This is a genomic window from Flavisphingomonas formosensis (genome assembly GCF_009755815.1).
GTDB lineage: Bacteria > Pseudomonadota > Alphaproteobacteria > Sphingomonadales > Sphingomonadaceae > Flavisphingomonas > Flavisphingomonas formosensis.
Genome location: NZ_WRPK01000002.1, coordinates 445295 through 469244 on the forward strand (window position 1 = coordinate 445295; position 23950 = coordinate 469244).

General features: G+C 65.8%; 24 protein-coding genes and 1 riboswitch. Of the genes, 15 read left to right on the top strand and 9 right to left on the bottom strand.

All coding sequences use genetic code 11. The features are described from left to right. Nucleotides 1-180: 180 nt before the first annotated feature. The gene (locus tag GQY20_RS08130; RefSeq protein WP_157216555.1) at nucleotides 181-615 is read right to left on the bottom strand and encodes a nuclear transport factor 2 family protein; all 435 of its coding nucleotides are present in this window, start codon (nucleotides 613-615) and stop codon (nucleotides 181-183) included. A gap of 155 nt (nucleotides 616-770) precedes the next feature. On the opposite strand from GQY20_RS08130, the gene GQY20_RS08135 reads away from it, so the two are divergent. The 3 genes from GQY20_RS08135 to GQY20_RS08145 all read left to right on the top strand — a co-directional run bounded on the left by GQY20_RS08135 (nucleotide 771) and on the right by GQY20_RS08145 (nucleotide 2803). Further along, nucleotides 771-1235: a nuclear transport factor 2 family protein gene (locus GQY20_RS08135; protein ID WP_157216556.1), complete on the top strand. Its 465-nt coding sequence runs from the start codon at nucleotides 771-773 to the stop codon at nucleotides 1233-1235. A gap of 14 nt (nucleotides 1236-1249) precedes the next feature. Continuing rightward, on the top strand, nucleotides 1250-1999 hold the full coding sequence (locus tag GQY20_RS08140; protein WP_157216557.1) for an SDR family NAD(P)-dependent oxidoreductase: 750 nt from the start codon (nucleotides 1250-1252) through the stop codon (nucleotides 1997-1999). A 408-nt stretch (nucleotides 2000-2407) separates the two neighbouring features. Next, nucleotides 2408-2803, top strand: coding sequence for a nuclear transport factor 2 family protein (locus GQY20_RS08145; RefSeq protein WP_157216558.1), 396 nt, complete (start codon nucleotides 2408-2410; stop codon nucleotides 2801-2803). A 15-nt stretch (nucleotides 2804-2818) separates the two neighbouring features. On the opposite strand, the gene GQY20_RS08150 is transcribed toward GQY20_RS08145, so the two are convergent. Beyond that, nucleotides 2819-3535 carry a DNA-3-methyladenine glycosylase gene (locus GQY20_RS08150; RefSeq protein WP_232475945.1) on the bottom strand — a complete coding sequence of 239 codons (717 nt, stop codon included), beginning with the start codon at nucleotides 3533-3535 and terminating at the stop codon, nucleotides 2819-2821. 38 nt (nucleotides 3536-3573) lie between these two features. Here GQY20_RS08150 and GQY20_RS08155 point away from each other — a divergent pair, with 38 nt between their 5' ends. The 3 genes from GQY20_RS08155 to GQY20_RS08165 all read left to right on the top strand — a co-directional run bounded on the left by GQY20_RS08155 (nucleotide 3574) and on the right by GQY20_RS08165 (nucleotide 6321). Continuing rightward, entirely contained in the window at nucleotides 3574-4290 is a 717-nt protein-coding gene (locus GQY20_RS08155) for a 2OG-Fe(II) oxygenase (protein ID WP_157216559.1), read from the top strand. Nucleotides 4291-4382: 92 nt separating this feature from the next. Continuing rightward, nucleotides 4383-4488: riboswitch (SAM-I-IV-variant riboswitch) on the top strand. A gap of 44 nt (nucleotides 4489-4532) precedes the next feature. Continuing rightward, nucleotides 4533-5450, top strand: a complete 918-nt coding sequence (gene metA, locus GQY20_RS08160; RefSeq protein ID WP_157216560.1) for a homoserine O-acetyltransferase MetA — start codon at nucleotides 4533-4535, stop codon at nucleotides 5448-5450. A gap of 34 nt (nucleotides 5451-5484) precedes the next feature. After that, nucleotides 5485-6321, top strand: coding sequence for an SDR family NAD(P)-dependent oxidoreductase (locus GQY20_RS08165; protein ID WP_157216561.1), 837 nt, complete (start codon nucleotides 5485-5487; stop codon nucleotides 6319-6321). Nucleotides 6322-6573: 252 nt separating this feature from the next. Here GQY20_RS08165 and GQY20_RS08170 read toward each other — a convergent pair whose 3' ends face one another. Together GQY20_RS08170 and GQY20_RS08175 are read right to left on the bottom strand one after the other, a co-directional pair. Beyond that, complete coding sequence (locus GQY20_RS08170) at nucleotides 6574-6801, bottom strand: hypothetical protein (RefSeq protein WP_157216562.1); 228 nt, start codon at nucleotides 6799-6801, stop codon at nucleotides 6574-6576. Nucleotides 6802-6915: 114 nt separating this feature from the next. Next, on the bottom strand, nucleotides 6916-7509 hold the full coding sequence (locus GQY20_RS08175) for a cysteine hydrolase family protein (protein WP_157216563.1): 594 nt from the start codon (nucleotides 7507-7509) through the stop codon (nucleotides 6916-6918). Between the two features lie 86 nt (nucleotides 7510-7595). On the opposite strand from GQY20_RS08175, the gene GQY20_RS08180 reads away from it, so the two are divergent. The 5 genes from GQY20_RS08180 (at nucleotide 7596) to GQY20_RS08200 (ending at nucleotide 12250) form a co-directional block, all read left to right on the top strand. Continuing rightward, the gene (locus GQY20_RS08180; protein WP_157216564.1) at nucleotides 7596-8315 is read left to right on the top strand and encodes an NUDIX hydrolase; all 720 of its coding nucleotides are present in this window, start codon (nucleotides 7596-7598) and stop codon (nucleotides 8313-8315) included. Between the two features lie 17 nt (nucleotides 8316-8332). Continuing rightward, nucleotides 8333-9316, top strand: a complete 984-nt coding sequence (locus GQY20_RS08185) for an SPFH domain-containing protein (protein ID WP_157216565.1) — start codon at nucleotides 8333-8335, stop codon at nucleotides 9314-9316. A 178-nt stretch (nucleotides 9317-9494) separates the two neighbouring features. Further along, nucleotides 9495-10391, top strand: coding sequence for an NAD(+)/NADH kinase (locus GQY20_RS08190; RefSeq protein ID WP_157216566.1), 897 nt, complete (start codon nucleotides 9495-9497; stop codon nucleotides 10389-10391). Nucleotides 10392-10458: 67 nt separating this feature from the next. Beyond that, nucleotides 10459-11763 (top strand): nicotinate phosphoribosyltransferase, encoded by a 1305-nt coding sequence (gene pncB, locus GQY20_RS08195; RefSeq protein ID WP_157216567.1) that lies wholly within the window; start codon nucleotides 10459-10461, stop codon nucleotides 11761-11763. Nucleotides 11764-11794: 31 nt separating this feature from the next. Next, complete coding sequence (locus GQY20_RS08200; RefSeq protein ID WP_157216568.1) at nucleotides 11795-12250, top strand: macro domain-containing protein; 456 nt, start codon at nucleotides 11795-11797, stop codon at nucleotides 12248-12250. 108 nt (nucleotides 12251-12358) lie between these two features. Here GQY20_RS08200 and GQY20_RS08205 read toward each other — a convergent pair whose 3' ends face one another. The 3 genes from GQY20_RS08205 to GQY20_RS08215 all read right to left on the bottom strand — a co-directional run bounded on the left by GQY20_RS08205 (nucleotide 12359) and on the right by GQY20_RS08215 (nucleotide 15500). Then, a complete protein-coding gene (locus tag GQY20_RS08205) occupies nucleotides 12359-12520 on the bottom strand; it encodes a hypothetical protein (protein ID WP_157216569.1) in 162 nt (53 codons plus the stop codon). Nucleotides 12521-12529: 9 nt separating this feature from the next. Then, on the bottom strand, nucleotides 12530-13087 hold the full coding sequence (locus GQY20_RS08210) for an OmpA family protein (protein WP_157216570.1): 558 nt from the start codon (nucleotides 13085-13087) through the stop codon (nucleotides 12530-12532). Between the two features lie 121 nt (nucleotides 13088-13208). Continuing rightward, the gene (locus GQY20_RS08215) at nucleotides 13209-15500 is read right to left on the bottom strand and encodes a TonB-dependent receptor (RefSeq protein ID WP_198350869.1); all 2292 of its coding nucleotides are present in this window, start codon (nucleotides 15498-15500) and stop codon (nucleotides 13209-13211) included. A 255-nt stretch (nucleotides 15501-15755) separates the two neighbouring features. On the opposite strand from GQY20_RS08215, the gene GQY20_RS08220 reads away from it, so the two are divergent. Further along, nucleotides 15756-17330 carry an FAD-binding protein gene (locus tag GQY20_RS08220; protein WP_232475946.1) on the top strand — a complete coding sequence of 525 codons (1575 nt, stop codon included), beginning with the start codon at nucleotides 15756-15758 and terminating at the stop codon, nucleotides 17328-17330. Nucleotides 17331-17387: 57 nt separating this feature from the next. Here the strand turns inward: GQY20_RS08220 and GQY20_RS08225 are convergent, their stop codons facing one another. Both GQY20_RS08225 and GQY20_RS08230 read right to left on the bottom strand, forming a co-directional pair. Beyond that, nucleotides 17388-17951: a DUF3617 domain-containing protein gene (locus tag GQY20_RS08225; protein WP_198350870.1), complete on the bottom strand. Its 564-nt coding sequence runs from the start codon at nucleotides 17949-17951 to the stop codon at nucleotides 17388-17390. 177 nt (nucleotides 17952-18128) lie between these two features. Beyond that, nucleotides 18129-19139, bottom strand: coding sequence for a glycosyltransferase family 2 protein (locus GQY20_RS08230; RefSeq protein WP_332836082.1), 1011 nt, complete (start codon nucleotides 19137-19139; stop codon nucleotides 18129-18131). Nucleotides 19140-19240: 101 nt separating this feature from the next. On the opposite strand from GQY20_RS08230, the gene GQY20_RS08235 reads away from it, so the two are divergent. The 3 genes from GQY20_RS08235 to GQY20_RS08245 all read left to right on the top strand — a co-directional run bounded on the left by GQY20_RS08235 (nucleotide 19241) and on the right by GQY20_RS08245 (nucleotide 23936). Continuing rightward, nucleotides 19241-21163: a hypothetical protein gene (locus tag GQY20_RS08235; protein WP_157216574.1), complete on the top strand. Its 1923-nt coding sequence runs from the start codon at nucleotides 19241-19243 to the stop codon at nucleotides 21161-21163. Nucleotides 21164-21307: 144 nt separating this feature from the next. Next, nucleotides 21308-23062, top strand: coding sequence for an N-acyl-D-amino-acid deacylase family protein (locus GQY20_RS08240; RefSeq protein ID WP_157216575.1), 1755 nt, complete (start codon nucleotides 21308-21310; stop codon nucleotides 23060-23062). A gap of 157 nt (nucleotides 23063-23219) precedes the next feature. After that, nucleotides 23220-23936 (top strand): TetR/AcrR family transcriptional regulator, encoded by a 717-nt coding sequence (locus GQY20_RS08245; protein ID WP_157216576.1) that lies wholly within the window; start codon nucleotides 23220-23222, stop codon nucleotides 23934-23936. Nucleotides 23937-23950: the final 14 nt, after the last annotated feature.

Consider the following 23950-nt stretch of genomic DNA (forward strand, 5'->3'; position numbering starts at 1 on the left):
CGTTGGTTCGTTTTCCGTCGAGTCGCTTCGCTTATCTTCATCCTCCCCGGAACGGGGAGGGGGACCGTGCGCAGCATGGTGGAGGGGCTCCCGCCAGCAACAAGCGATCCGTCTGCAGTGAGCGGAACCCCTCCACCGCGCTATGCGCGGTCCCCCTCCCCCTGCGGGGGAGGATGAAGATCAGGCGTCTGCCCCACTCCACACCGCCTCGCCGCCCACGACACGCGCGATCACTTGCGGGTTGAGATATTCCCGCCACCGCGTGATCCGCCCGTCGGCGAAATCCAGCACGCTCACATATTTGTTCGAATAGGGCTCGCCGGTCGGCAGATAGATGCTGTGCGAGCTGTATTCGGCGATCAGCCTGTCGGGATCGGCCATGTCGTGGATCGCCTCGATCCGGTAATCATAGGGCGCGAAATTCTGCCAGCTGGCTTCCAGCGAATCGCGGAACCAGCGCGCACCGCGCTGCTCCAGCGGAAAGCCTTCCATCACCGGGAAAGGCCATTCGAGCAGCACGTCCTCGGCCAGGCATGCCTCGAACGCATCGAATTCCTTGCGGCCGAGCGCGCCCAGCATCGTTTCGAAAAGCTGCCGGTTGGCGGATGTGGTCATCGCTCTGTCTCCTCTCGCTCGGAAGCCGTCGCCTTTTCGCGTCTCGCGGCCTATCCCAGCCATGCTGCACCGAAATGCGCAGCGCCGCCTCCTCCAAATCAAGGTGGGCGGCCCGGATCGAACGCGATAGCGGCGGCCGGACAAGGGAGAAGCGGATGACCGGCGAGGACTATTTCCAGATCCAGAATCTGGTGCACAGCTATCCGATGCTGCTCGATCGCGGCGATTTCGACGGCGTCGGCCGGCTGTTCCAGCATGCCCGGGTCCATAGCGGCGGCGCGCTGATGGCGGATCGCAGCGCCGGGCAGATGGCCGCGGCCTTCCGCGACTGGGTGATCGTCTATCCCGACGGCACGCCGCGCACGCGCCATTATATCGCGAACCTGATCATCACCCCGGACGGGCCGGACCGCGCCGTCGCCACCTCCTACGTCATGGTCTTCCAGGAAACCGACGCGGTGCCGCTCCAGCCCGTCATCGGCGGGGACTATCGCGACACGGTCGAGAAGGTCGACGGCGAATGGCGCTTCGTCGAGCGGATCATGGGCAACGACATGATCGGCAATCTCACCGGCCACGGCCGCGATCTCGGCACCATCAAGCGCGCTCGCGCCAATTGAGGAGAGGAGCTTCCATGCGTTTCAAGGACAAGGTCGTCGTCGTCACCGGCGCGGCATCGGGGATCGGCCGAGCCACCGCACGGCTGATGGCGGAGGAAGGCGCGACGCTGATCCTCGGCGACATCAACCAGGCTGGCGTAGAGGCGGTGGCCGCCTCGATCACCGCCGCGACGCCTCCCCTTGCCGTCGCCTTCGATGCCGGCGATCCGGAGAGTTGCCGTATGCTGATCGCCCGCGCCGCCGAGGCCGGGGGCCGCATCGACATGCTGTGCAACATCGCCGGCATCCTCGACTGGGCGCCGCTCGATCAGTTCGGCGACGACCGCTGGGATCGCATGCTGCGCATCAACCTAGGCAGCGTCTTCTTCCTGAGCCAGGCCGCGATGCCGCACCTCCTCGAAACCAAGGGCAATATCGTCAACATCGCGTCGGCCGCGGCGCTCGTCGGCATCGCCTACAGTGAGGCTTATTGCGCCAGCAAGGCAGGCGTGGTCGCGCTCACCAAATCGATGGCGATCGAATTCGCCGCCAAGGGCGTCCGCGTCAACGCGATCTGCCCGACGGGGGTGAAGACGCCGATGACCGGCGAGGCCAAATGGCCGGAAGGCATCGACCTGAACCTGCTGATGCGCAACGCCTCCAAGATGGGCGACATGATCGAGCCGGAGGAAGTGGCCGCCGCGATCGCCTTCCTGGGATCGAACGATGCGCGCACGATCAGCGGCATCGCCATGCCGGTCGACGGCGCACAAACCGCGGGCTGAGGCGACGAGCGGCCCTCACGAGAGCAGGCTTCGTCCGTCACGTCTTTGAGGGTCGCGCCGCCGCAGGCGCAAACGGATCCCGTGGAATAGCAACGGGTCGCACGCTCCCCCGACGCCGAGCCCGAACGATGGGGTCAGCGCATTCGATCGATCTATGCGACGTTGCCATCGCCATGTTTTCCCTGGCGTCCTTAGCCAGCAGTGCCATGGTTGGCCAGAACCGCCGCCTGGCCGATCCTGAATGACTTGTTCCTCATCAGCTTGTCATTCCGCTGCCGCTCACTTCGAAGTGGGTATCGGCTCAAACAGAAAGGCATTCGCGCCGGCTGCGATCCGCGCAGGTCAGGCCCTTCCCGGCTTGATCTTCGCCCTTAACGCTGCACATTTCCCCGCAGAGGGAGAGACGCGATGAACGATCGCACGGTGCGGGCGGCTCTGCAGCGCCACTGGGACGCATCCGACGCCAATGATTTCCCGGCCGAGCATGAGATTTATCATGAGGATGCCGTGCTCGATTATCCACAATCGGGCGAACGGATCCGCGGCCGACGCAACATCCAGGAGAGCCGTTTCGTCCAGCCGAACCGGAAGCGCTTCACGGTGCGGCGGATCATCGGCGGAGGCGATCTGTGGGTCACGGAATTCGTCCTGCGCTATGACGACGTGCCGTCCTATGTGGTGAGCATCATGGAATTCCATGACGGACTGGTCGCCCATGAGACCCAATATTTCGCCGACCGCTTCGATCCCGGCCCGTCGCGCGCGCATCTCGTCGAGTCCATGGTCGACGGGCCGCCGGCGTGATGAATCGCCGCGGGCTCAGCCGCCGACGGGCTCGGCGATCGGACGGCTCAGGAAGGACGATCCCGCCAAACCGAAGCGCCAGGGCGTCTCGACTCCCCGGCTGATACCGATCCGCACCCCGACGCTGACCTGCACCGCTCCTTCGGCTGGCCGCAGCAGGAAGGGCAGCTGGCCGAGCGGCCATCCATCGAGGCGCTTGTCGATGCCGAGCGCCTGGCTGAGCCGGCCGGGGCCGGAGCATAGATGCCGCAGCACCGCGGTCCCGCGCCGCTCCACCATGCGCTCGATGCCTGCGGTCGGCTCGATTGCGCGGATCAGCACGCCGTTCGCTCCGGCGCAGACGAAGTTCAGCAGCCAGTGGATGCCGTAGCTGCGATAGACATAGGCATGTCCCGCCGGCCCGAACAGGCTGGCGTTGCGGACGGTCGGGCCGTTGAAGCTGTGGGAGGCCGGATCGCTGGGATCATAGGCTTCCGTCTCGACGATCGTGCCGCCCACCCCGTCGACGAACAGCCCCGCCCCGATCAGCGCGCGGGCGACCGTCTCGGCATCCTGCGCGAAGAAATCGGCGGTCAACCGCGGGTCATCGTGCATCGGCAGCGTGAAATCCCAGGTGGCCGGAGAAGCGGGATAGACCGCGCCGGCCGACCCGACAAGAAGGCCCTGAAAAGCAGGAAGCGGCTTCGACAGGATCAGCGCGAACGGGAAGCAGGCGCTTTCACCGCAAGCCACGGGAGGCACGGCGGAAAGGATGCGCTAGGATCGGCCCGATGGAAGACACCGACATCACCGCCCGCATCGCCGCCATCGACTGGCAAGCCGTAACCGCCGATCTCGACGCGCGCGGCTGGGCGCGGCTGGAGCGGCTGCTCGATCCGGCGGCATGCGACGCCGCGGCCGCGCTCTACGACGCCGAGCAGGGCTTTCGCAGCCATGTGGTGATGGCGCGTCACGGCTATGGCCGGGGAGAATATCGCTATTTCGCCTATCCGCTGCCGCCGCTAGTGGCCGCACTGCGCGCCGGCCTCTATCCCGGCCTCGCGCCGATCGCGAACCGCTGGCACGCACGGATGGGCATGGACGCCCGCTTTCCCGAGGCCCATGCCGACTTCCTTGCGCGCTGCCATGCCGATGGGCAGCGTCGGCCGACTCCGCTGATTCTCCAGTATCGCACCGGCGACTATAATTGCCTGCATCAGGATCTCTACGGCCCCCACGTCTTCCCGCTGCAGGCCGCCATCCTGCTTTCTGCGCCGGAAGACGACTTCACCGGCGGCGAGTTCGTGTTGACCGAGCAGCGCCCGCGCATGCAATCGCGCGTGGAGGTGGTGCCGCTCGCCAAGGGCGATGCCGTGCTGTTCGCGGTCAATGCACGTCCGGCGAAGGGGGCACGCGGCGACTATCGCGTGGCGATGCGCCACGGCGTCAGCACGCTGCGATCCGGACATCGGCGGACGATGGGGATCATCTTCCACGACGCGGCGTAAGATGCCGCCTTTCCCTTCTCCCGCAGGCGGGGGAAGGCTCACCCCCCTTCCACACATGCTCTTGTAAAGGCGCGCGGAAGGGCCTAGCTGGCGGGATACATCAAGAGTTGGGCCATGCCCGACGCCAACCTGCTTCCCGAGCAAGGTGGCGCTCCCGAAAGGGAGGATGTGGCCGAACCGGCAAACAAACGGGTCTCGCCACGTATCGGTCCTGTCCCCGCAGTGCGGAACCGTGACGATCGATGCCTATCAAGATTCCAGACAACCTGCCTGCCCGCTCGATCCTGGAGGCGGAAGGCGTGATGGTGATGCAGGAAACCGACGCGATCCGGCAGGACATAAGGCCGATGCGGATCGGCCTGCTCAACCTCATGCCTAACAAGGTGAAGACGGAGACGCAGTTCGCCCGACTGCTCGGCGCGTCGCCGCTGCAGGTCGAGCTCACTTTGGTCAAGATGACCAACCACGTGCCGCGCAACACGTCGAGCGACCATATCATCTCCTTCTACCGCAACTGGGAGGATATCCGGTCCGAGAAGTTCGACGGCTTCATCGTCACCGGCGCGCCGGTCGAGACGCTGCCGTTCGAGGAAGTCACCTACTGGGACGAACTGCGCCGCATCTTCGATTGGACGCAGACCCATGTCCATGGCAGCTTCACCATCTGCTGGGGCGCGCAGGCGGCCGCGCATCATTTCCACGGCATGCCGAAATATGAGCTGCCGGAGAAGAAGTTCGGCGTCTACAGCCACCGCAACCTGGCGCCCGCCTCGCCCTATCTGCGTGGCTTTTCCGACGATTTCGCCATCCCCGTCTCGCGCTGGACCGAGATGCGGCGGGAGGACATTCCGGAGGGGCGCGGCCTCAAGGTGCTGATGGATTCGGATGAGGCGGGGCTCTGCCTGATCGACGATCCGGACCATCGGTCGCTGCACATGTTCAACCATATCGAATATGACACGGGCTCGCTGAGCGACGAATATTTCCGCGACCGAGCAAGCGGCAAGCCGATCGCGCCGCCGCACGACTATTTCCCGGACGACGATCCCGAACGCCCGCCGCTCAACCGCTGGCGGAGCCATGCGCATCTGCTGTTCGGCAATTGGATCCACCAGATCTACCAGACGACACCCTATGATCTGAGGGCGATCGGGGAGTAAACATCTCGCCTTCGCCCAGCAGAGGAGCCCACCCATGCCTCATCATCCCGCGATCGCCCGCGATCGGGTGGCCGTGATCACCGGTGCCGCCAGCGGTATCGGTCTGGCCGCCGCCTATCGGCTCGCCGCGGCAGGCATGCGGATCGTCCTGGCGGACATTTCCGCCGAAGCGCTGGCCGCGGCAGGCAAGGCGATCGCCGCCTCCGGCGCGACGATACGCACCGTGACGGCGGACGTGAGCGTGCGCGAGGATGTCGCGCGCGTGAAGGCCGAGGCTGATGCGCTCGGTCCGGTTTCGCTGGTGATGAACAATGCCGCACGCGAAGGGAGCGGCGGGATATTGAGCGGGATCGATCGCTGGCAGGCGACGATGGACGTCAATTTCTGGGGCGTACTCCACGGCGTCCAGCTGTTCGCGCCGGACATGATCGCTGCCGACTGGCCCTGCGCCATCGTCAACACCGGATCGAAGCAAGGCATCACCCTGCCGCCGGGCGACACCGCCTATAATGTCAGCAAGGCAGCGGTGAAGGCGCTCACCGAATCGCTGGCACACGATCTGCTGGCGACGGAAGGACGCGTGACTGCCCATCTCCTGATCCCCGGCTTCACCTACACCGGCTTCACCCGCGCCCGGGGCGTCAGCGAGAAGCCGGCAGGCGCATGGACGGCGGAGCAGGTGGTGGATTTCATGCTGCCGGCGCTGGCCGCGGGCGATTTCTACATTCTCTGCCCGGACAATGACGTGCCCCGTGAAACGGACGAGAAGCGGATCGCCTGGGCCGCCGCCGACATCATCGAAAACCGCCCCGCCCTCTCCCGCTGGCACCCTGACTACGCCGCCGCATTCGCGGACTATATGAAAGGCTAGGATTCCCCCTTTCAGGGCAACGGGATGCGCACGTCGTGGCTCACTTGGCGTTGTTCATCCTCCCCCGGAGGGGGAGGGGGACCACCCGCAGGGTGGTGGAGGGGCTCCGCTCACTCCAGAGGTGCCGCTCGTCGGGCGCGGGAACCCCTCCACCGCCGTCGGCGGTCCCCCTCCCCGTTCCGGGGAGGATTAAAAGGTCCGAACCGCAAAGTGTGAATCCGATAACCTCTGCGGTGCGCACAGGGGAAGCACTCACCCCCGGATGATCGGATGGCGCAGCCGCAGATCGTCGGCAACGCGCTCCACCTCGGCAATCTCCCGTGCGCGTCCGGATGGCGTGATCGCCCAGTTGCAATGCGGATGCGTCTCGACGCTGTAGATCTTTACCTCGCCCATCACCAACCGCCACCCCCGTGCGGTCCCGCCGACCTGGCGGACGAGAGTGCGGACAAAGAGGTCGCGGAGATCGGCAGCGGTCATGACGCGGCTGTTAGCAGGATGGAGCGCGCCGCGCGCGGGTTTCGTCAGAGCAACGCCATAGCGTCTGCCTGATGCGCATCACCGACGATCAACGTCCGCAGCAGCTCTGGACCGTTATTCCGTCACGCTGACCGCCATGCCCCCGAAATGCGCCTCGGCAACCGCGTCGATCGGCCGCTCGATACCGCGCGTGAGAGCCGCGGGCACGGTGACCACGAAGCCGCGGGCGGCAAGGCCCTCGATCGCCCAGCGGACGCAGAAATCGGCAGCGACGCCGATGACCGTCACATGATCGACACCGCGCGCCTTCAGGGCCGCGAAGAAGGCTTCGCGATCCTGCGGCGGGGCCGTGTCATCGCGGGCGTTGCGGATCGCGGCGTCCGGCTCGGCCCACATGTCGAACACGCCTTTCTCCAGGCGCCACACCGGGATGGCCGCCGGCACGTCCGCGGGATCGACGACGAGGTCCCAGCCGGGCGTGCCGCGCACGCAGTGGATCGGGAACTGCGCGCCCTCCGGCGAGGCGGCGTAGCGCTCCGGCTCGTGCGTGTCGAAGGTGAAGAGCACGCCTTCGATCACACGCGCATCGAGCGCGGCCAGCCAGTCCCGCATCGACGCGATCAGCCCCGCCGCTTCCGGGACCGGCAAGGCATGATCCGGCAGCACGAAATCCCGCTGCATGTCCACGACGATGACCAAATTGCGCATGGGAAAACTCCTTATCCTGTCTCCGCCGCTTGACATATGTTCGAATCGAAAATAAGTAAAGTGCATCTTGCATATAAGGTGCTGCGATGCGCGACGACGAAGTCGAATTCCTGGCAGGCTATGACCCCCGGCACTATGAACGTCCGGCCGTGACGGTGGATCTCGTGCTGATGACGATCGCGGACGGCGCACCTGCGGCACTGCTGATCCGCCGCGACGAGCATCCGGACCTGGGCCTGTGGGCATTGCCCGGCGGCTTCGTCCGCATCGACGAATCCCTCGACGATGCCGCGCGCCGCGTCCTTTCCGAGAAGGCTCGGATGGACGGCGCCTATATGGAGCAGCTCTACAGCTTCGGCGCGGTCGGCCGCGACCCCCGGATGCGGATCATCACCGTGGCCTATTTCGCGCTGCTGCCGGCGGAGCGCTTCGCCGCGGCACTAAGGGCCGGCCCCGGCCTCACCCTCGCCCGCATCGCCGCGCCGGGAGCGGACGGCCCCGCAACTGCGACGGACGCGGACGGCCCCCTGGCGCTCGCCTTCGACCATGCGGAGATACTCAGCCTCGCCGTCCGGCGGCTGCGCGGCAAGCTGGACTATTCGCCGGTCGGCTTCGCGCTGCTGCCCGACCTGTTCACCCTGCGCCAGCTGCAGGACGTGCACGAGGCGATATCGGGCATGTCTCTCAACAAGCCGGCCTTCCGCCGACGCATGCTCGACAAGGGCTGGCTGGAGCCGACCGGCGAACGGGAAACCGGCGCCTCGTTCCGGCCAGCAGAGCTCTACCGATTCAAACCCGCAATTTAATCCCAAGGAGGATCATCATGGCACAGATCCGCAATCTCGGCTTCCTCGCCCAGCTCCGGAGCGACGCGAGCAGCCATGTCATCCGCTATCGCAACGGCCGCGTGCGGCAGAGCGGGCGTGGGCTCGTCTTCTGGTTCCGGCCGGAGACGGCGAGCATCGCCGAGCTGCCGATGGACGACCGCGAGACCACCCTGTTTATCAAGGGCCGCAGCCAGGATTTCCAGGCGGTGGCGGTGCAGGGCATGCTCACCTGGCATGTGACCGATCCCGAGCTGCTTGCCAGCCGCGTCGATTTCAGCATCGCGCTGGGCACCGGCAAGCCGCAGGGCGAACCGATCGACCGGATCGAGACGCGGCTCGCGGGGCTCGTGAACCAGGCCGCGCTGGAATATCTCGCCGCGGCGCCGGTACGTGCGCTGCTGGACGCAGGTATCGAGCCCCTCCGCCGGCGGATCGAGACGGCGCTGGCCAATGCACAGAGCCTAGCGGAGATCGGCATCGCAGTGGTGGCGGTACGCATCACCAGCATCGCGCCGAGCAGCGAGCTGGAACGGGCGCTGCAGACGCCGACCTTCGAGGCGCTGCAGCAGAAAGCCGACGAGGCCACTTTCGAACGCCGCGCCCTGGCGGTGGAGAAGGAGCGCGCGATCGCGGAGAATGAGCTGGCCAACAAGACCGAGCTCGCCCGACGCGAGACGCTGCTGATCGCGCAGGAAGCGGAAAATGCCCGCAGCCGCGCGACCGGCCTCGCCGAGGCCAGGCAGGTGGAAGCCGAGGCGGAGGCGGCGCGCATCCGCACGGTGGAGGCTGCGAAAGCCGAGGCCGAGCTGGCGCACATCGCCGTTTATCGCGACCTGCCGCCCGCCGTGCTGCTCGGCCTCGCCGCCCGCGATCTGGCCGGCAAGCTCGACACGATCGAGCACGTCAACGTGACGCCCGACCTGCTCGCCAGCCTGATGGGCGAGTTCCGCAAAGCGGCCCCGGCGCTGACGGCGCGGTAACCTTTCTCATCCTCTCCGGAACGGGGAGGGGGACCATGCGCAGCATGGTGGAGGGGCGAGCCGGGTGCGGACCGTGATGCCGCTTGCTTGGGGCGGGCCGGAGCCCCTCCACCGCGCTACGCGCGGTCCCCCTCCTCCTCTGGGGGAGGATGAAGAAGGCGAAGGAAGGAAATGCATCATGCCCACCAACCCGCCCCGTGCCGTCTTCGTCACGCGCGAAACCGACTATGAGCTGCTGATCGCGCGCCACGCGACGCGGGATCAGGCGCGTTTCTTCCTCGAGACGCGCGGCCAGACGATCGAAGCGGTCGAGGCGCGGCATGCGCACTTCGGCGAGATGCTGCGCACGGCCCGCGCCGCCGTGCCGCCCGAATGGCGGCAGGCGCTGGTCCGGCGTGCGGATTTCGACCGCTTCCTGTTCGCACCGGAGGATGTGATCGTTGCGCTGGGCCAAGACGGGCTGGTGGCCAATGTCGCCAAATATCTTGCAGGCCAGCCGGTGCTGGGCGTCAATCCCGCGCCGGATCTCTATGACGGTGTGCTCGTCCGCATCGCGCCCGATCGGCTGGGCCGGATGCTGCCCGCCTGTCTCCACGGCGATACGGCAATCGAGCGGCGCACGATGGTGGAGGCGGTGCTGGACGGCGGCGAACGGCTGCTGGCGCTCAACGAGATCTTCGTCGGCCACCGCAGCCACCAGTCCGCGCGCTATCGCATCGCGATCGACGGCAGCACGGAAGACCAGAGCTCTAGCGGGCTGATCGTCGCATCCGGCACGGGTGCCACCGGCTGGGCCCGGTCGATCATGCAGGCTACCGGGCAGAGCATCGCGCTCGCCCCCGAGGAGAAGGCCGTCGCCTTCTTCGTGCGGGAGCCCTTTCCGAGCATCGCCACCGGCACCGCGATCGCCGCCGGCAAGCTGACCGGCGCGGGGCTTGCCATCACGTCGCGGATGAACGAGGGCGGCACCATCTTCGCCGACGGCATGGAGCAGGACCATATCGCCTTCGACTGGGGCCGCCGCCTGATCGTGGCGCCGGCGGACAGGACGCTCAATCTGGTGGTGGAGGGATGATGATGATGCCCATCATTCCCCGTCATGCTGACGAAGAAACAGCCAAGCCAACAAGGGAAACGCCGTCATGGCCCTGACCGACATCGCGACGCGCACCTACAACCACAACTGGCGGCTCGATCCGATCGTGCGCAGCCTGCTCGATACCGATTTCTACAAGCTGCTGATGCTGCAGATGATCCGGCATCTCTATCACGATGTCGAGGCAACCTTCGCGGTGATCAACCGCAGCAAAGCGGTGCGCATCGCCGACATGATCGACGAAGCGGAACTGCGCGCGCAGCTCGATCATGTCCGAACGCTGCGCTTTTCCAAGAAGGAGCTGATCTGGCTCGCGGGCAACAGCTTCTACGGCAAGCAGCAGATGTTCAGCCCCGACTTCATCGCCTGGCTCGCCGACTTCCGGCTGCCGGACTATGAGCTCAAGACGGTCGACGGCCAATATGAGCTGCGCTTCCACGGCCCCTGGACGCACACCAGCATGTGGGAGATACCAGCGCTCGCCATCATCAACGAGCTGAGATCGCGCGCGGCGATGAAAGCGCGCGGCCGCTTCGCGCTCGACGTGCTCTATGCCCGCGCCAAGGCCAAGCTGTGGGAGAAGGTGGAGCGGCTGCGCACCCTTCCCGATCTGGTCATCTCCGATTTCGGGACGCGGCGTCGGCACGGCTTCCTGTGGCAGCGCTGGTGTGTCGATGCGCTCAAGGAGGGCTTGGGCGATCGCTTCATCGGCACGTCCAACGTCCTCCTGGCGATGGATGCAGACCTGGAGGCGATCGGCACCAATGCGCATGAGCTGCCGATGGTGCTGGCGGCGCTTGCGCCCGACGATGCCGGCGTCGCGGCAGCGCCCTATCGCGTGCTGGAGGACTGGCGCGATCATTATGGCGGCAATCTGCTGATCGCCCTGCCCGACGCCTTCGGCACCACCAGCTTCCTCGCCCATGCGCCCGACTGGCTGGCCGACTGGACCGGCTTCCGCCCGGACAGCGCGCCGCCGATCGAAGGGGGTGAGCAGATCATCCGCTGGTGGCAGGACAAGGGCCGCGATCCGCGCGAGAAGCTGCTGATCTTCTCCGACGGGATGGACGTGGACACGATCGAGCAGACCTATCGCCACTTCCACGGCCGGGTGCGGATGAGCTTCGGCTGGGGCACCAACCTCACCAACGACTTCCGCGGCTGCGCGCCGTTCGAGACCGCCGGTCTCGATCCGATCTCGCTGGTCTGCAAGGTGGTGGAGGCCAATGGGCGCCCGGCGGTGAAGCTTTCCGACAATCCGGCCAAGGCCACCGGCAAACCGGAGGAGATCGCCCGCTATCTGCGAATCTTCGGCGGCGAGGGAATGGTGGAGAGCAAGGTCTTGGTATGAGCTGGCGGCAAGTCGGCAAGGAGTGATTGGCATGCGCAGCGTCAAGGGCGACCTGATAACATTGGCATTGGCTGGGGAGTTCGATGTGATCGTCCATGGCTGCAACTGCCAAGGTGCGATGGGGAAGGGCATCGCATTGGCGATCAAGCAGCATTTTCCCGAAGCCTATGCGGCCGATCGCGCAACGGAGAAGGGAAGCCGCGCCAAGCTGGGCAGCTTCTCCTCGGCGACGGTCGAAAGGCAGGGTCGCTCCATCGTCATCGTCAACGCCTACACGCAATTCGACTGGCGAGGCGCGGGCATGAAAGCCGATTATGATGCCATCCGCAGCGTCATGCGTGGCATCGCGTTGCATTTCGCCGGTTACCGCATCGGATATCCGAAGATCGGTGCCGGACTGGCCGGCGGCGATTGGGCAAGGATCAGTGATATCATCGACGAGGAATTGGATGGCCTCGACCACATCCTCGTCGAGTTTTCGGGCTGACACATCGGAGCGCCGCGCGGAATCCCGGTCCAGCTTACCGAGAACCCCGTCCGCCAGACGCGTTTGCCGCCTCGAGCTCCACCGGATCGGGCAAAATGGGTTCGCTGTTCACATAATACCGCGCTCGTTCGAAGGCGTACGCAAAAACACGAACGCCTCCGGATCGGCCTCGACGTCGATCGCCTTCAGCCGCGCGCTATAGGCACGGCGGATCGCCGTCTGATCCTCGGTGGCAGGGATACCGAGGGTCTGCCAGATCGATGCATCCATCCGAGGCCGCTATTTCTGCGTGATGGTGATTTCCACGCGGCGGTTGCGGGCGCGGCCGGCTTCGGTGCCATTGTCAGCGATCGGATCGGCCATTCCCATGCCCTGGGTTTCGATGTGGTCTTCCGGGACGCCTTGGGCGATGAGCAGCGCTTTCAAGGTCGTGACGCGCTGCGTAGACAAAGTGAGATTGCGCCCGGCGTCGCCGACATTGTCGGTGTAGCCGGTCAGCCGGATGCGGGTTTGCGGATATTGGCGCAGCACCACGCCGATCGAGGCAAGCGTACCCAGCGTCTCGCGATTGGGATGGGCCGACCAGGGCGCGAATTCCGCTTCCTCGAACCGGAAGGTACGCGGAGCGGGCTCCTGCGAGGCGAGATAATGGGCCATGCGTTCGACCGCCGAGCCCGGACGGGCGGCGATGGTGCCGTTCGGCAGCTCGATGAGCTCGGCCGGACCGGGCTTGCCCTCCGGCTTGGTCTGCACCGGCGACGGGCGGTGACAGGCGGATACCACCGCCAGCGCGAGGAGAGCTGGCATGCCGATACGGATATGTTTCGTCCTGCGCATTGCCTGCCCCACTCCCGCCCCCGTCGCACCTGCAGCATCGTGCATTTTTGGAGAGCCGTCACCCCCCGCCGGCAAAGTCATCGCGCCACATCCGAAACCCGGCCTCTCATCCGGCGCGGGATCAACGGCGCCATTCCAGGGTGATGCCCCAGGTGGCGGGCATGCCAGGCTGACCGACGATCGCGTCGCCATTATGGGCAAGGCTGAGATAATAGAAACGATTGGCGACATTGCGTCCCCAGAGCTCGGCGCGCCAGCGGCCGTCCGGCGCTTCCAGCGCAGCACGCAGATCGAGAAGCGCATAACCCGGCATGCGCAGCTCCGGATTGGCCCCGAAGATGCCATAAGTGCCGCTGCGCGCGGTGACGTCCGCCGCCAGGACGAGCGCCACGCGGCCAAGCGGGCGGCGCCACAGCGCCTCCGCCACGCCCTGCCAGCGCGGGGTGTTCGGGAACGAATCGCCAATGAAGCTGGTCGGCACGCCATAGGCATCGACCGGCATCGGCGGATCCCGATCGACGCGGGAAGCGACATAGGTGATGCCGCCCGAAAGGGTGAAGCGGGAGCCGGGACGCAGGACGAGGCTCGCCTCCGCACCATCGACGGTGGACCGGGGAATGTTCACCAGCTGCGGCAGCGGACCGAATGGCGGCAGCAGCACCGTGCCCATCAGCTGCTTGTTGCGATAGGCATAGTGGAAGGCGGAGAGATCCAGCCGAAGGCGGCGACCAAACAGGCCGAACCGGGCGCCCCCTTCCGCCGCCAGCACCGATTCCTGCGTTACCGGATCGAACTGCGCGGCGAACAGCGCCGGCACAACCGCAAAGCTGCCCGGCTTATAACCCTTGGCGACAGCCACATAAAGCAACGCGTCGGGACGCGGCTTCCAATCGACGCTCGTCCGGAAAGACAGATTATGCTGATCGAGGCGGCCATCCACGATCGGCGGCAGGACGCCGGGCGAGGTCTGCGTCACGCAGCCGCCGGGTGTAGCGGCGACGCCGAACACGGCGGCGATGGCGGTGGCAAGGCTGCCGTCGCCATCGTCGGCGAGGCAGCCGGCGAAGTCGCGATCCTGCCGGGTGTAGCGCAGCGAACCGTGCAGCGCGACGGCCGCGAGGAGGGGTAGATCGGCCGACGCGAAGGCGGCACGGGTCGAGATCGTCTGCCGGCTGCGCTGGACGACGCCGGAGACGAGGAAAGGTCCGACCGCGTTGCTGGTGCCGCCGCCGCTGAGATTGTGCTGTTCCTCGCGCGTGCGATCCCGCGCGTAAAGCCCGCCCAGCGTCCAGCGGAGCGGGCCGGTGCCGCCGGACAGGCGCAGCTCTTGCGAGAGGCTGTCGATATGGCCGATGCGGCTGCTGAACAGATCGGCGTAGGCGGTGCCGTCCAGATCGGTGCGGCTGCGCTCGCGATAGCGGGACACGGCGCCGATCGCGATGAGCTCGACATCCTTGGTCAGTGTCAATGTGGCTCGCAGGGAGGCCAGGGCGAAGCGATCGTGGCGGGCGAGATCGGCACCGGCATCCCAGCCGGCGAGACGCGCATCGTGCGGCATCGGCGCAAGCGTCGCCAGAGCGGCATAGGTGCGCGTGTTGAGGGCGTTTTCGGCCGTATTGGGCGCGAAGGCGGCATAGTGGAAGGCCGGCAGATCCGATCCATCCCGCCATCCGTGAAGGGTGGCCGTCACCGCCAGGCGATCGACGGGCCGCCAATCGATCACGGCGCGCGCGGTGGTGAAGCGGCGGGCACCGGTGCCGGCACCGGACTGCTGTCCGAAACGGGCGTCGTTGGGAAGCCAGGGATGCTGCCAATCGCCGCGATATTCGCGTCGGACGGCGACGCGCGCCTTCAGTCCCGGCGCGATCGGACCGCTGAGGAAGGCCTCGGCCTCGATCGCCGCGAACCGGCCGAAGCCGATCCGCGCGCCCGCGGCGGGCGTATCGGTGGGCCGGGCGGGGATGGCGTTCACGACGCCGCCGGTGGTGCCCTGACCGAACAGGCTGCCCTGCGGCCCCTTCAGCACTTCCAGCCGATCGAGATCGAGCAGCAGCCCGCGCGCTTCCTGCGCATAGGGAATGGGCGCTTCGTCCAGATACAGGCCCACCGTAGGGGTGGATCCGATCGAATAATCGTAAAAGCCGATGCCGCGGATCGCGAACACCGGCGTATCGAAGGAGGTGCTCTGATAGGTGAAGCCGGGCACCGCCGCGGCGAGCTGATCCAGCCGGGCGATACCATGCCGCACAAGCGCCTCTCCCGGCACGGCCGCGACGGCGAGCGGCACGTCGTTCAGCATTTCCTTATGCCGGGTTGCGGTGACGATGATGGCGTCCGGATCGGGCGCTACAGCCTGAGCGTTCGCAAGGAAGGGCAGCCATGCCACGAGGGCCGGCGCACATGCCTTGCACAACTTGCTCCACCTGCCCCGCACGGCTTCGGCCCCCACCGAACTTGTCTTTTGCGAACATGCGGATAGCGGATTCGAATCGATTTGTTCAGCCCTCGGGACGGACTGCAGAAAGGCAACGCAATTCGCTCCGCTGAGGCGCGAACAATATGCATCTGGCCATGTTCGTTTCGCGATCCGGCAAGATTGCGCGGCATGAGGCTGGATTTCGCAGCGCGGACATGCTCCCACTCGGGCATTCGCGAAGGAGAGGAAAGGATGGCCACGACGATGGCGTGGGACGAGGAATGCGACATTCTGGTCGTCGGCTCTGGCGCGGGCGGGATGACCGGCGCCTATGTCGCGGCGCGTGAGGGGCTGCATGTCATCCTTGTCGAGAACAGCGACAAGTTCGGCGGCACCACCGCCTATTCGGGCGGGGGGATGTGGTTTCCCTGCAATGCCGCACTACGTCGGGCCGGCGACGACGATACCATGGAGGATGCGCGCGAATATTATCGCGCCTGCGTCGGCACACGCACGCCGCGCGCGCTTCAGGATGCCTATCTCGATACCGGCGCGCCGCTGATCGACTATCTCGAGCAGGATCCGCTGCTGCAGTTCGTAATCTATCCCTGGCCCGACTATTTCGGGCGCATGCCCAAGGCACGGGCGGGCGGACGGCACATCGCGCCGATGCTGCTGCCGGCAGCGGCGCTCGGGCCGCTCAAGGCGGTGCTGCGCCCAGGCCTGGGCGAGGAGCGGCGCGGCCAGCCGGCCCCGGAGGAATTGTGGGGCGGCCAGGCGCTGATCGGACGCTTCCTGCTGGCGCTTCAGGAAAAGGCCAATGCCGAGCTGCGGCTGAACAGCGAGCTCGTCGAGTTCGTGCGCGAGGGCGATCGGGTGACGGGCGCCGTGGTGCACACGGCAGAGGGATCGCGACGCATCCGCACGCGGCGCGGCGTCGTGGTCGCCGCCGGAGGGTTCGAGCATAATCGCGACATGCGCGCGCGCTATGGCGTGCCGGGCAATATCTCCGGCGCGATGGGGCCACCAAGCAACACCGGCCTGCCGATCCTCGCCGGCATCGCAGTCGGCGCCGACGTGGACCTGATGGACCAGGGATGGTGGTCCCCCGGGCTCATGCAGCCGGATGGGACGGCGAGCTTCACGCTCGGCTTCGACGGGGGCATCTTCGTCAACCAGCACGGGCGGCGCTTCCTCAACGAATCGCTGCCCTATGATCGGGCCGGCCGGGAGATCATCGACCAGATGGCCGACGGGCGGCTCACCCTGCCCTTCTGGCTGGTCTATGACGATCGCGACGGGGGCATGCCGCCGATCCAGTTCCCCAACCTGCCCTTCGCCGATCCGGCCGATTATCGCGCCAAGGGTTTGTGGGTCGACGCGCCGACCCTGGCCGATCTGGCCGAGACGATCGGCGTGCCGGGCGACGCGCTGGCCGAGACGGTCGCGCGCTTCAACGGTCATGCCGACCAGGGCGAGGATCCGGAGTTCGAGCGAGGTGTGGAAGCGTTCGACCGGCTCTTCACCAACGATCGGCCGCCGCTGGCGCCGATCGTGAAGGCGCCCTTCCACGCTGCGGCATTCGGCCTGTCTGATCTCGGCACCAAGGGCGGCCTCAAAACCGACGAGAAGGCACGCGTGTTGGATACCGAGGGCCGCGTGATCCACGGCCTCTATGCGGCGGGCAATTCGATGGCCGCGGTCAGCGGCACGGCCTATCCGGGTGGAGGAAATCCGATCGGGTCGAGCATGGTCTTCGCTTATCTGGCGGTGCTCGACATGGCGGATATGGCGGCAGAGATCCCGGCGGCCTCTGCGGCGGCCTGACGCGGCCGCGCCGGCACGCGAAGCGGAGGAAGGCGGCCCGCCTTCCTCCTGTCCGTGTCAGCCGCGCTTGACCTGACCCGGCTTCATGTCTGCCGGGCAGGCGCCCTTATAATGCGCCTCGATGCTGGTCTTCATTTCCTGCTGCGCAGCGGGGGGAATGTTGGCACCGCTGATCTTCGAACTCATGTCGATCTTATAATCGCTCGAAAAGTCGCCGGAGACGGTGCCCTTGCTGGCCATCGTCATGCCGTTCGACGTGCATTCGGATTCGATGTCATAGCCCGTCGCTGTCTTGGTGACGGCATTCTTGGTGCAGGTCTGGCCCGCGGAAGGCGGTGGCGCAAAGCCGTTTGTACCCGGGGCGGGCGCGCCTACGCACACGGTCATGAGTTGGGGCTGCGGCGCCGAAGCCGCGGTGATCTTCATTTCCCAGAGGCCCTGCTTGGGCGACGCAGGCGCACCGGCATCGGCCGACGGTGCGGATGGAGACGCGGCGGAACTGGCATCCGCAGAAGCGGCCCCGTTGCCCTCCACACTGCCGCTGTCCGATTTGTTGCCGGAGCAGGCACCGAGCAGCAAAACAGAAGCCGCCACGCACGCAAATGTTACCGTCTTACGCATTACAAATCCCCTGCCTGTTTCAGGTCTCGACTGACTATTCGCCAGAAGATCCGTCCACATCCGGCCCGGATCCGCCGACACGATGGATCCTACCGGGCGAATTCGGGCAGGACAACGCCCATCGTCTCCGACGTCAGTCGGGAATTATTGGACGACAGCAGAAAAATGGCGCCAAGATCAGGCGGCAATGCGTATTTTCTCGATCGGACCATCAATGCGGCGAACCCGATCGCGAATGTCATATTTCGCCTTCTCGTCGATCGATCGGGCAAGCACCAGCTCGGCGATCAGCCCGGTGCTGATGAGCTGCCCGCCGAACAGCATCAGCAGGATGCCGAAGAACAGCAGTGGCCGATTGCCGATCGGCCCCATGCCCATCAACCAGAGCAGGACGAGATAGGACAGGCTCAACATGCCCGCCGTCAACATGAGCAGGCCGACCGTGCCGAAAATGTGCAGTGGCCGGGTCGCGAAGCGGGTGGTGAGCATGACCGTCAGGAGATCGAGCGCGCCCTTCACGAGGCGGCCGGTGCCGAATTTTGAGTTGCCGAAACGGCGCGGATGATGCTGCACGGCGAGCTCCCGGATTCGAAAGCCGCGCGACTGCAGCAGCGCGGGCACGAAACGATGCAGCTCGCCATAGAGGTTGAGATTGGCCAGCGCCTCTGCGCGATAGGCCTTGAATCCGCAATTATGGTCGCTGAGCTCCAAGCCGAAGCTGCGATTGACGACCGCGTTGAACAGCCGCGACGGCCAAACCTTTAGCGGCGGATCGTTGCGTATCTTCTTCCAGCCGCAGACGACGTCCGCACCATCGCGGATGGCGGCCAGGAAACGTGGCAGCTCCGCCGGATCATCCTGCAGATCGGCATCCATCGTGACTATGATCTCGCCCCGCGCCTCGCGGAAACCAGCGGATAGCGCGGCAGATTTGCCGAAATTGCGACGGAAGTTGATCAACACCACTTCAGCATGCTCGGTGGCGAGCGCTCGGCACACCGCCTCGCTGCCATCCGTGCTGCCGTCGTTGACGAAGACGACCTCGTAGGAAACGCATTCGCCCTCCAGCACCGCGGCAATCTGTCCGTACAACGCTGCCAATGTGTCAACTTCGTTCAGAAAAGGAACGACGACGGACACTGTCGGTCGCATGCCCGTGAAAGCGTCTAGAGCTGGCTGGAAGGTCATCGATGTCCCCGGAATGATCCCTTCCGGTTCTTAACGGCGTTGCCGTATAACAAGTGTTAACGCTAAGCGGCCCTGCACCTCGATGAAGGATCCGGGACCGGATGCTGATGCCCCTTGCCACCGCGATCGCGGTGTTCGCCTTCCTGAGCCTTCCTGGATGGATCCTCGCAGCGGATCGGAAACGGCCGATCTGGAGCTATGCGGCGGCCGGTTTCGCCAGTCAGTTCCTGGTCGTGCTGCTCGGCGCGCTGATCGCGCTGATGGTGCCCGGCGGGATGGACGTGCGCTGGACGATGGCAGTGACACTCGTGCTGGCCGTGGCGGCATGGCTGCTGCGCGGCAGCGCATCGCTGGCGTGGCCCGAGCGGATCGAACCCTGGTCGATCGTCGTGCCGGCGCTGATCACGATCGCCGCGGCAGCGCTGACCCGGGGCGCGATCGATCAGCGTCCGGACGGTCTGATCGTCCACGCCTGGTTCAATGCCGACGGCTTCAAGCATCTTGGCCATGTCAACGGGATAGCGAATTACGGCCTGCCGGCGCAGGATATCTTCGCCGGAGGTGGGCCGCTCGCTTATTATTGGTTCTTCCATACCATCCCGGCGATCGGCGCGAAGCTGCACGGAGATACGCCCGGCGCGCTGATCGCGAGCGGCCTTGTCCAGACCTTCGCCTTCTGGCTGCTGGTCTACGGGCTGCTGCGCACGGCCGGGACCAGCGCAGGCTGGACAGCGCTGTTCGCCCTGCTCTGCTGGTTGTCGCCGTCGCCTGCGGGGTTTGCGGCGCTGCTGGCCAGACATGGCGACATCTGGGCGGTGGCGACCGAAATGGACATAACCACCATGTACGCCAGACTTCTGAGCGGCTCGTTGCCATTCCGCCTCTCACTTTACACTCCGCATCACCAATGGATGCTGGCGGGACTGCTGAGCTGGGGCCTCATCCAGGCGCAGACGGAGCGCGACGCCAAAGCACTCCATCTGCTCGCGCTGGCCCCCTTGGTCAGTGCAGGTGCGGTCTCGACGCTGTTCGGGCTTGGCTGCTTGTGCGCCTATGCGATCATGCGGTTGCTCGATGATCGCATCCCGCTCGCGCGCCGCGCCGGCGAGATTGCCGCGATGGGGCTACTGGCACTGAGCGTGCCGCTGATTTTCCATATCGTTGGGCCAGGGGCGGGGCAAAGCGGGCTCGCCAGCCCGATCTTCGAGTTCCCTGCATATGTTCTGCCGGCTTGGCAGCGCCTCCTGCTGGCAGCAATCGCATTGCCGCTGCTCTATGGCGTCAGCCTGATCGGTCTGGCCGGGATTGGGCGAGGCTGGAAACGGCAGATCGCAGCGGGAGCACAGCTGCAAATGCTGCGTTTCGCCACGACATTGGTGGCAAGTGGTCTCGTGACACTCATCGGTGTGTCGTTGATCGACAACCCGCGTCTCGTGATGGAATTCCAGCTCCGCGACGCGCTGCTGCCGTATCTTGGCATGACCATCGGCCTGGCATGGCTACTCGACGAAACGGACGGCAAGCAGCGTTTCCCCCGTCAATGGGCGACCGCCGCTACGCCGTTCCTCGCGCTCGGTCTCGCGACGCCGGTGCTCGACAGTATCTGGCTCGTCCATTCCACTGAGTCTTGGCAAGTTCGCATCCCCGCTGACGATCTTTCCGTGCTCAGCTATCTCCGCAACGACACGCCCACCGACGCCATCGTGCTGCAATATCCCGCCCTGCCTTTCGTCAAGCACGGCGTCGACACCTGGGCGGCGATACTGGGCAACCGATCGGTTTATGCGTCGCCGCGTGCGACCCATTTCCAGTCGGAGACGCAGCGTATGGAGCAGGCAACCCGCTATTTCTCGGGCAAGGGGCCGCTGCCGCGCGGACAATATGACTATATTTATCTAAGCCGCACGCTGGAGCCGCAAAGCTACGATCTGCTGAACCGCCGCCTGACGGCGGCAGGCGGATGGCGTGCCGTACGATGCGGACGCAATGCGTGCTTGTGGAAGCGAGAAGGCCTGGCGGCTTAGAATCGAAGCCAAGATCGACGCCGGAGGCGTATCCGCCTTCGGGCGCTTGACAGCCGGGTCCTCCGGAATATTCGTAAGGCATATAAATAACGATTCGGCGGCGCTGGCACAGCTTCGGCGTCCTCCAGCACGAAGGAGAGAGCGATGAATCGCGGATTCCTCATCAAGGGCGGAACGGTCGTCGACGGCACCGGTGCGCCTGCATTTCGGGCGGACGTGCGCGTGACTGGCGACAGGATCGCGGAAATCGGCCCCGATCTGGAGCGCCAGGGCGCCGAGCAGGTCGTCGATGCATCGGGGTGCTACGTCACCCCGGGCTTCATGGAGACGCACAACCATTTCGACGGACCGATGTGGTGGCTGCCGTCGATGGAGCCGATGCCGGGCTATGGCGTCACGACCTCCGTCAACGGCAATTGCGGTTTTACCGCCGCGCCGGTGCATGACGACGCGCGGGTGCGCGAGGAGATGGTAAGCATTTTCTCCTTCTTCGAGGATATTCCCAAGGAACCCTTCCTCAACCGCCTGCCTTGGGACTGGCGGACATGGGGTGAATATCGCAGCTCGCTGAAGCGCAACGTCAAGCTGCCGGTGAACTTCGCCTCCTATGTCGGCCACATCGCGATCCGGCTCGCGGTAATGGGGCTGGAGGCCTGGGAGCGGGCGGCGACCCCGGCCGAGATAGGCCGCATGTGCGAGCTGCTCGACGATGCGCTCGCCGCGGGCGCTATCGGCCTCTCCTCCAACCTGCTCGACAATGACAATCGCGATCGGCCGGTGCCGAGCAAGCGCGCCGACGATGCCGAATGGACCGCGCTGCTCGACGTGCTGGAGCGTCATCCCGGCCGCCAGCTCCAGGTGATCGTCGACTATATTATGCGCGTCGATGCGGCCGATACAATGGCCCGCATCGAGCGGCTGCTGGAAGGTCGCCCGATCCGCGCCCAGTTTGCGGGTGCAGTGCCCAATCTCGGCTATCAGTCCCGCCTGTTCGAGGGCGCCAAGGCGCTGCACGAGAAGCGCAAGGCCGCCGGCTTCGACATCTGGACGGGCTATCATCACGTCGCCCCGACCGTGCTCGTGGGCTTCATCAACTCGCTCGTCTGGGCACAGACCAACAATTATGTCTGGAACGAGATCGTCGAGGCGCCGACCGAAGATGCCAAGCTGGCGCTGCTCGCCGATCCCGCATGGCGCGCCCGCGCCCGCATGTCCTGGGACAGCATTCGCGACGTGTCCCGCGCCAAGAGTCCGGACGCTTTCGAGCTGTTCGACAGCGAGACCAATGCCGGGCCGACCGGCATCACACTGCACCAGTTCATGGAGGAGCGCGGCTACGCCCACCCGTCCGATGCGCTGGCGGACTGGGTGATCGACAACGGCGTCTATTCCAACCTGCGGATGGAAGAAGCGGCGAAGAACGAGGAGGCCATGGAGTATCTGCTCCACGACTCCAAATCGATCGGCAACATTTCCGACGCCGGTGCGCACGGGAAGATGTTCTGCGGGATCGGCGACAATGTGCTGCTGCTCACCCGGTACGTTCGGGATACGCAGCGACTGACGATCGAACAGGCAGTCCATCTGCTCACCGGCCAGATCGCCGATCATTTCGGCTTCCTGCCGGAACGCGGCACGCTCGCATCGGGCAAGAAGGCGGACATCACCGTCTTCCGGCTCGACGAGATCGACCGTCGGCCGGAGTTCAAATCCTATGACGTGCCAGACGGCGCAGGCGGCTGCACCTATCGCTACAGCCGCGCGCCGGCGCCGGTGCGCTTGACGCTCGTCAACGGCGTCGCGACCTTCGCTCGTGGCGAATTTACCGGGCGCTTTCCAGGCGAGCATATCGCACCGCAGCCACCGGGCGGGACCGTCTATGCCGAGGCCGCCGAATGAAGCTGCAGAGCGGAGATACGAACCTTCCCCTGGTGGCCTGAGCCTGTCGAAGCTCGGGCCGGGGCGATCTCGGCAGGCGCAGGACCATCTGCTGCGCGGCTGAAGGAAGGTGCGGACGGATGTTTCTTTACAGCCCGGTTTCGCCTTAGATGGCGTGATGAGCAGCGCCGCAGACCGGACCTTCCCGCCCGACCCCGCCGCGCCACCGGCACCGCGCGGCCGCAGGCAGCGCGGGCGGCCCAAGCTGCTCGACTGCGAACAGATCTTGTCGACGGCGCTGGCGATGCTGGAGGAACAAGGCACCGCTGCCTTCTCCATGGGCAAGCTCGCGCAGCGGCTCGGCGCGTCGGCGATGACACTCTACACCTATTTCCCGAGCCGCGAGGCGCTGCTCGACGCGGCCGCGGGCAAGATCTTCAGCAGCTTCGATCCGCCCGCCGAGACGCTGCCCTGGCGCGACGCGCTGCTCGCCTGGGTGGACCGGCTTTATGCGATGTTCATGCGCTACCCGATCGGCCTGCGGCTGATCAAATGGGATGGGGCGGTGACGCCGAGCTGGCTCAAGGTGTGGATGCCTCTGGTGCGCATCCTGGATCGGGCGGGGCTGTCCGGAACGCCCCTGCTGATCGCTGCCAACTGGGTGGGCCGCGTGTCGATGGCGCTGCTGATGGTGCGGATCTCCGCCAAGGGCGAGGCGGCATCGCTCCACGCCCTTGCCATTGGCGACGACACGCTCGGCGCGCAGGACAAGGCGCTGCTGCTGCGCATGTCCGCCGAGCCCGACGCGCAATGGAGCGGAGCGTTGGACATGTTCGGACGAGAGAATATCATACGCGGCGTGGAGGCACTGCTGCCGATGGATACTGGATCCTGAAGCCTTCTGCGGCT

Excerpts from the sequence above, each read along its gene's own strand:
- GQY20_RS08130 (WP_157216555.1), bottom strand. The coding sequence starts at position 615 with ATGACCACATCCGCCAACCGGCAGCTTTTCGAAACGATGCTGGGCGCG.
- GQY20_RS08135 (WP_157216556.1), top strand. The coding sequence starts at position 771 with ATGACCGGCGAGGACTATTTCCAGATCCAGAATCTGGTGCACAGCTAT.
- GQY20_RS08140 (WP_157216557.1), top strand. The coding sequence starts at position 1,250 with ATGCGTTTCAAGGACAAGGTCGTCGTCGTCACCGGCGCGGCATCGGGG.
- GQY20_RS08145 (WP_157216558.1), top strand. The coding sequence starts at position 2,408 with ATGAACGATCGCACGGTGCGGGCGGCTCTGCAGCGCCACTGGGACGCA.
- GQY20_RS08155 (WP_157216559.1), top strand. The coding sequence starts at position 3,574 with ATGGAAGACACCGACATCACCGCCCGCATCGCCGCCATCGACTGGCAA.
- metA (WP_157216560.1), top strand. The coding sequence starts at position 4,533 with ATGCCTATCAAGATTCCAGACAACCTGCCTGCCCGCTCGATCCTGGAG.
- GQY20_RS08165 (WP_157216561.1), top strand. The coding sequence starts at position 5,485 with ATGCCTCATCATCCCGCGATCGCCCGCGATCGGGTGGCCGTGATCACC.
- GQY20_RS08170 (WP_157216562.1), bottom strand. The coding sequence starts at position 6,801 with ATGACCGCTGCCGATCTCCGCGACCTCTTTGTCCGCACTCTCGTCCGC.
- GQY20_RS08175 (WP_157216563.1), bottom strand. The coding sequence starts at position 7,509 with ATGCGCAATTTGGTCATCGTCGTGGACATGCAGCGGGATTTCGTGCTG.
- GQY20_RS08180 (WP_157216564.1), top strand. The coding sequence starts at position 7,596 with ATGCGCGACGACGAAGTCGAATTCCTGGCAGGCTATGACCCCCGGCAC.
- GQY20_RS08185 (WP_157216565.1), top strand. The coding sequence starts at position 8,333 with ATGGCACAGATCCGCAATCTCGGCTTCCTCGCCCAGCTCCGGAGCGAC.
- GQY20_RS08190 (WP_157216566.1), top strand. The coding sequence starts at position 9,495 with ATGCCCACCAACCCGCCCCGTGCCGTCTTCGTCACGCGCGAAACCGAC.
- pncB (WP_157216567.1), top strand. The coding sequence starts at position 10,459 with ATGGCCCTGACCGACATCGCGACGCGCACCTACAACCACAACTGGCGG.
- GQY20_RS08200 (WP_157216568.1), top strand. The coding sequence starts at position 11,795 with ATGCGCAGCGTCAAGGGCGACCTGATAACATTGGCATTGGCTGGGGAG.
- GQY20_RS08205 (WP_157216569.1), bottom strand. The coding sequence starts at position 12,520 with ATGGATGCATCGATCTGGCAGACCCTCGGTATCCCTGCCACCGAGGAT.
- GQY20_RS08210 (WP_157216570.1), bottom strand. The coding sequence starts at position 13,087 with ATGCGCAGGACGAAACATATCCGTATCGGCATGCCAGCTCTCCTCGCG.
- GQY20_RS08220 (WP_232475946.1), top strand. The coding sequence starts at position 15,756 with ATGGCCACGACGATGGCGTGGGACGAGGAATGCGACATTCTGGTCGTC.
- GQY20_RS08225 (WP_198350870.1), bottom strand. The coding sequence starts at position 17,951 with ATGCGTAAGACGGTAACATTTGCGTGCGTGGCGGCTTCTGTTTTGCTG.
- GQY20_RS08230 (WP_332836082.1), bottom strand. The coding sequence starts at position 19,139 with ATGACCTTCCAGCCAGCTCTAGACGCTTTCACGGGCATGCGACCGACA.
- GQY20_RS08235 (WP_157216574.1), top strand. The coding sequence starts at position 19,241 with ATGCTGATGCCCCTTGCCACCGCGATCGCGGTGTTCGCCTTCCTGAGC.
- GQY20_RS08240 (WP_157216575.1), top strand. The coding sequence starts at position 21,308 with ATGAATCGCGGATTCCTCATCAAGGGCGGAACGGTCGTCGACGGCACC.
- GQY20_RS08245 (WP_157216576.1), top strand. The coding sequence starts at position 23,220 with ATGAGCAGCGCCGCAGACCGGACCTTCCCGCCCGACCCCGCCGCGCCA.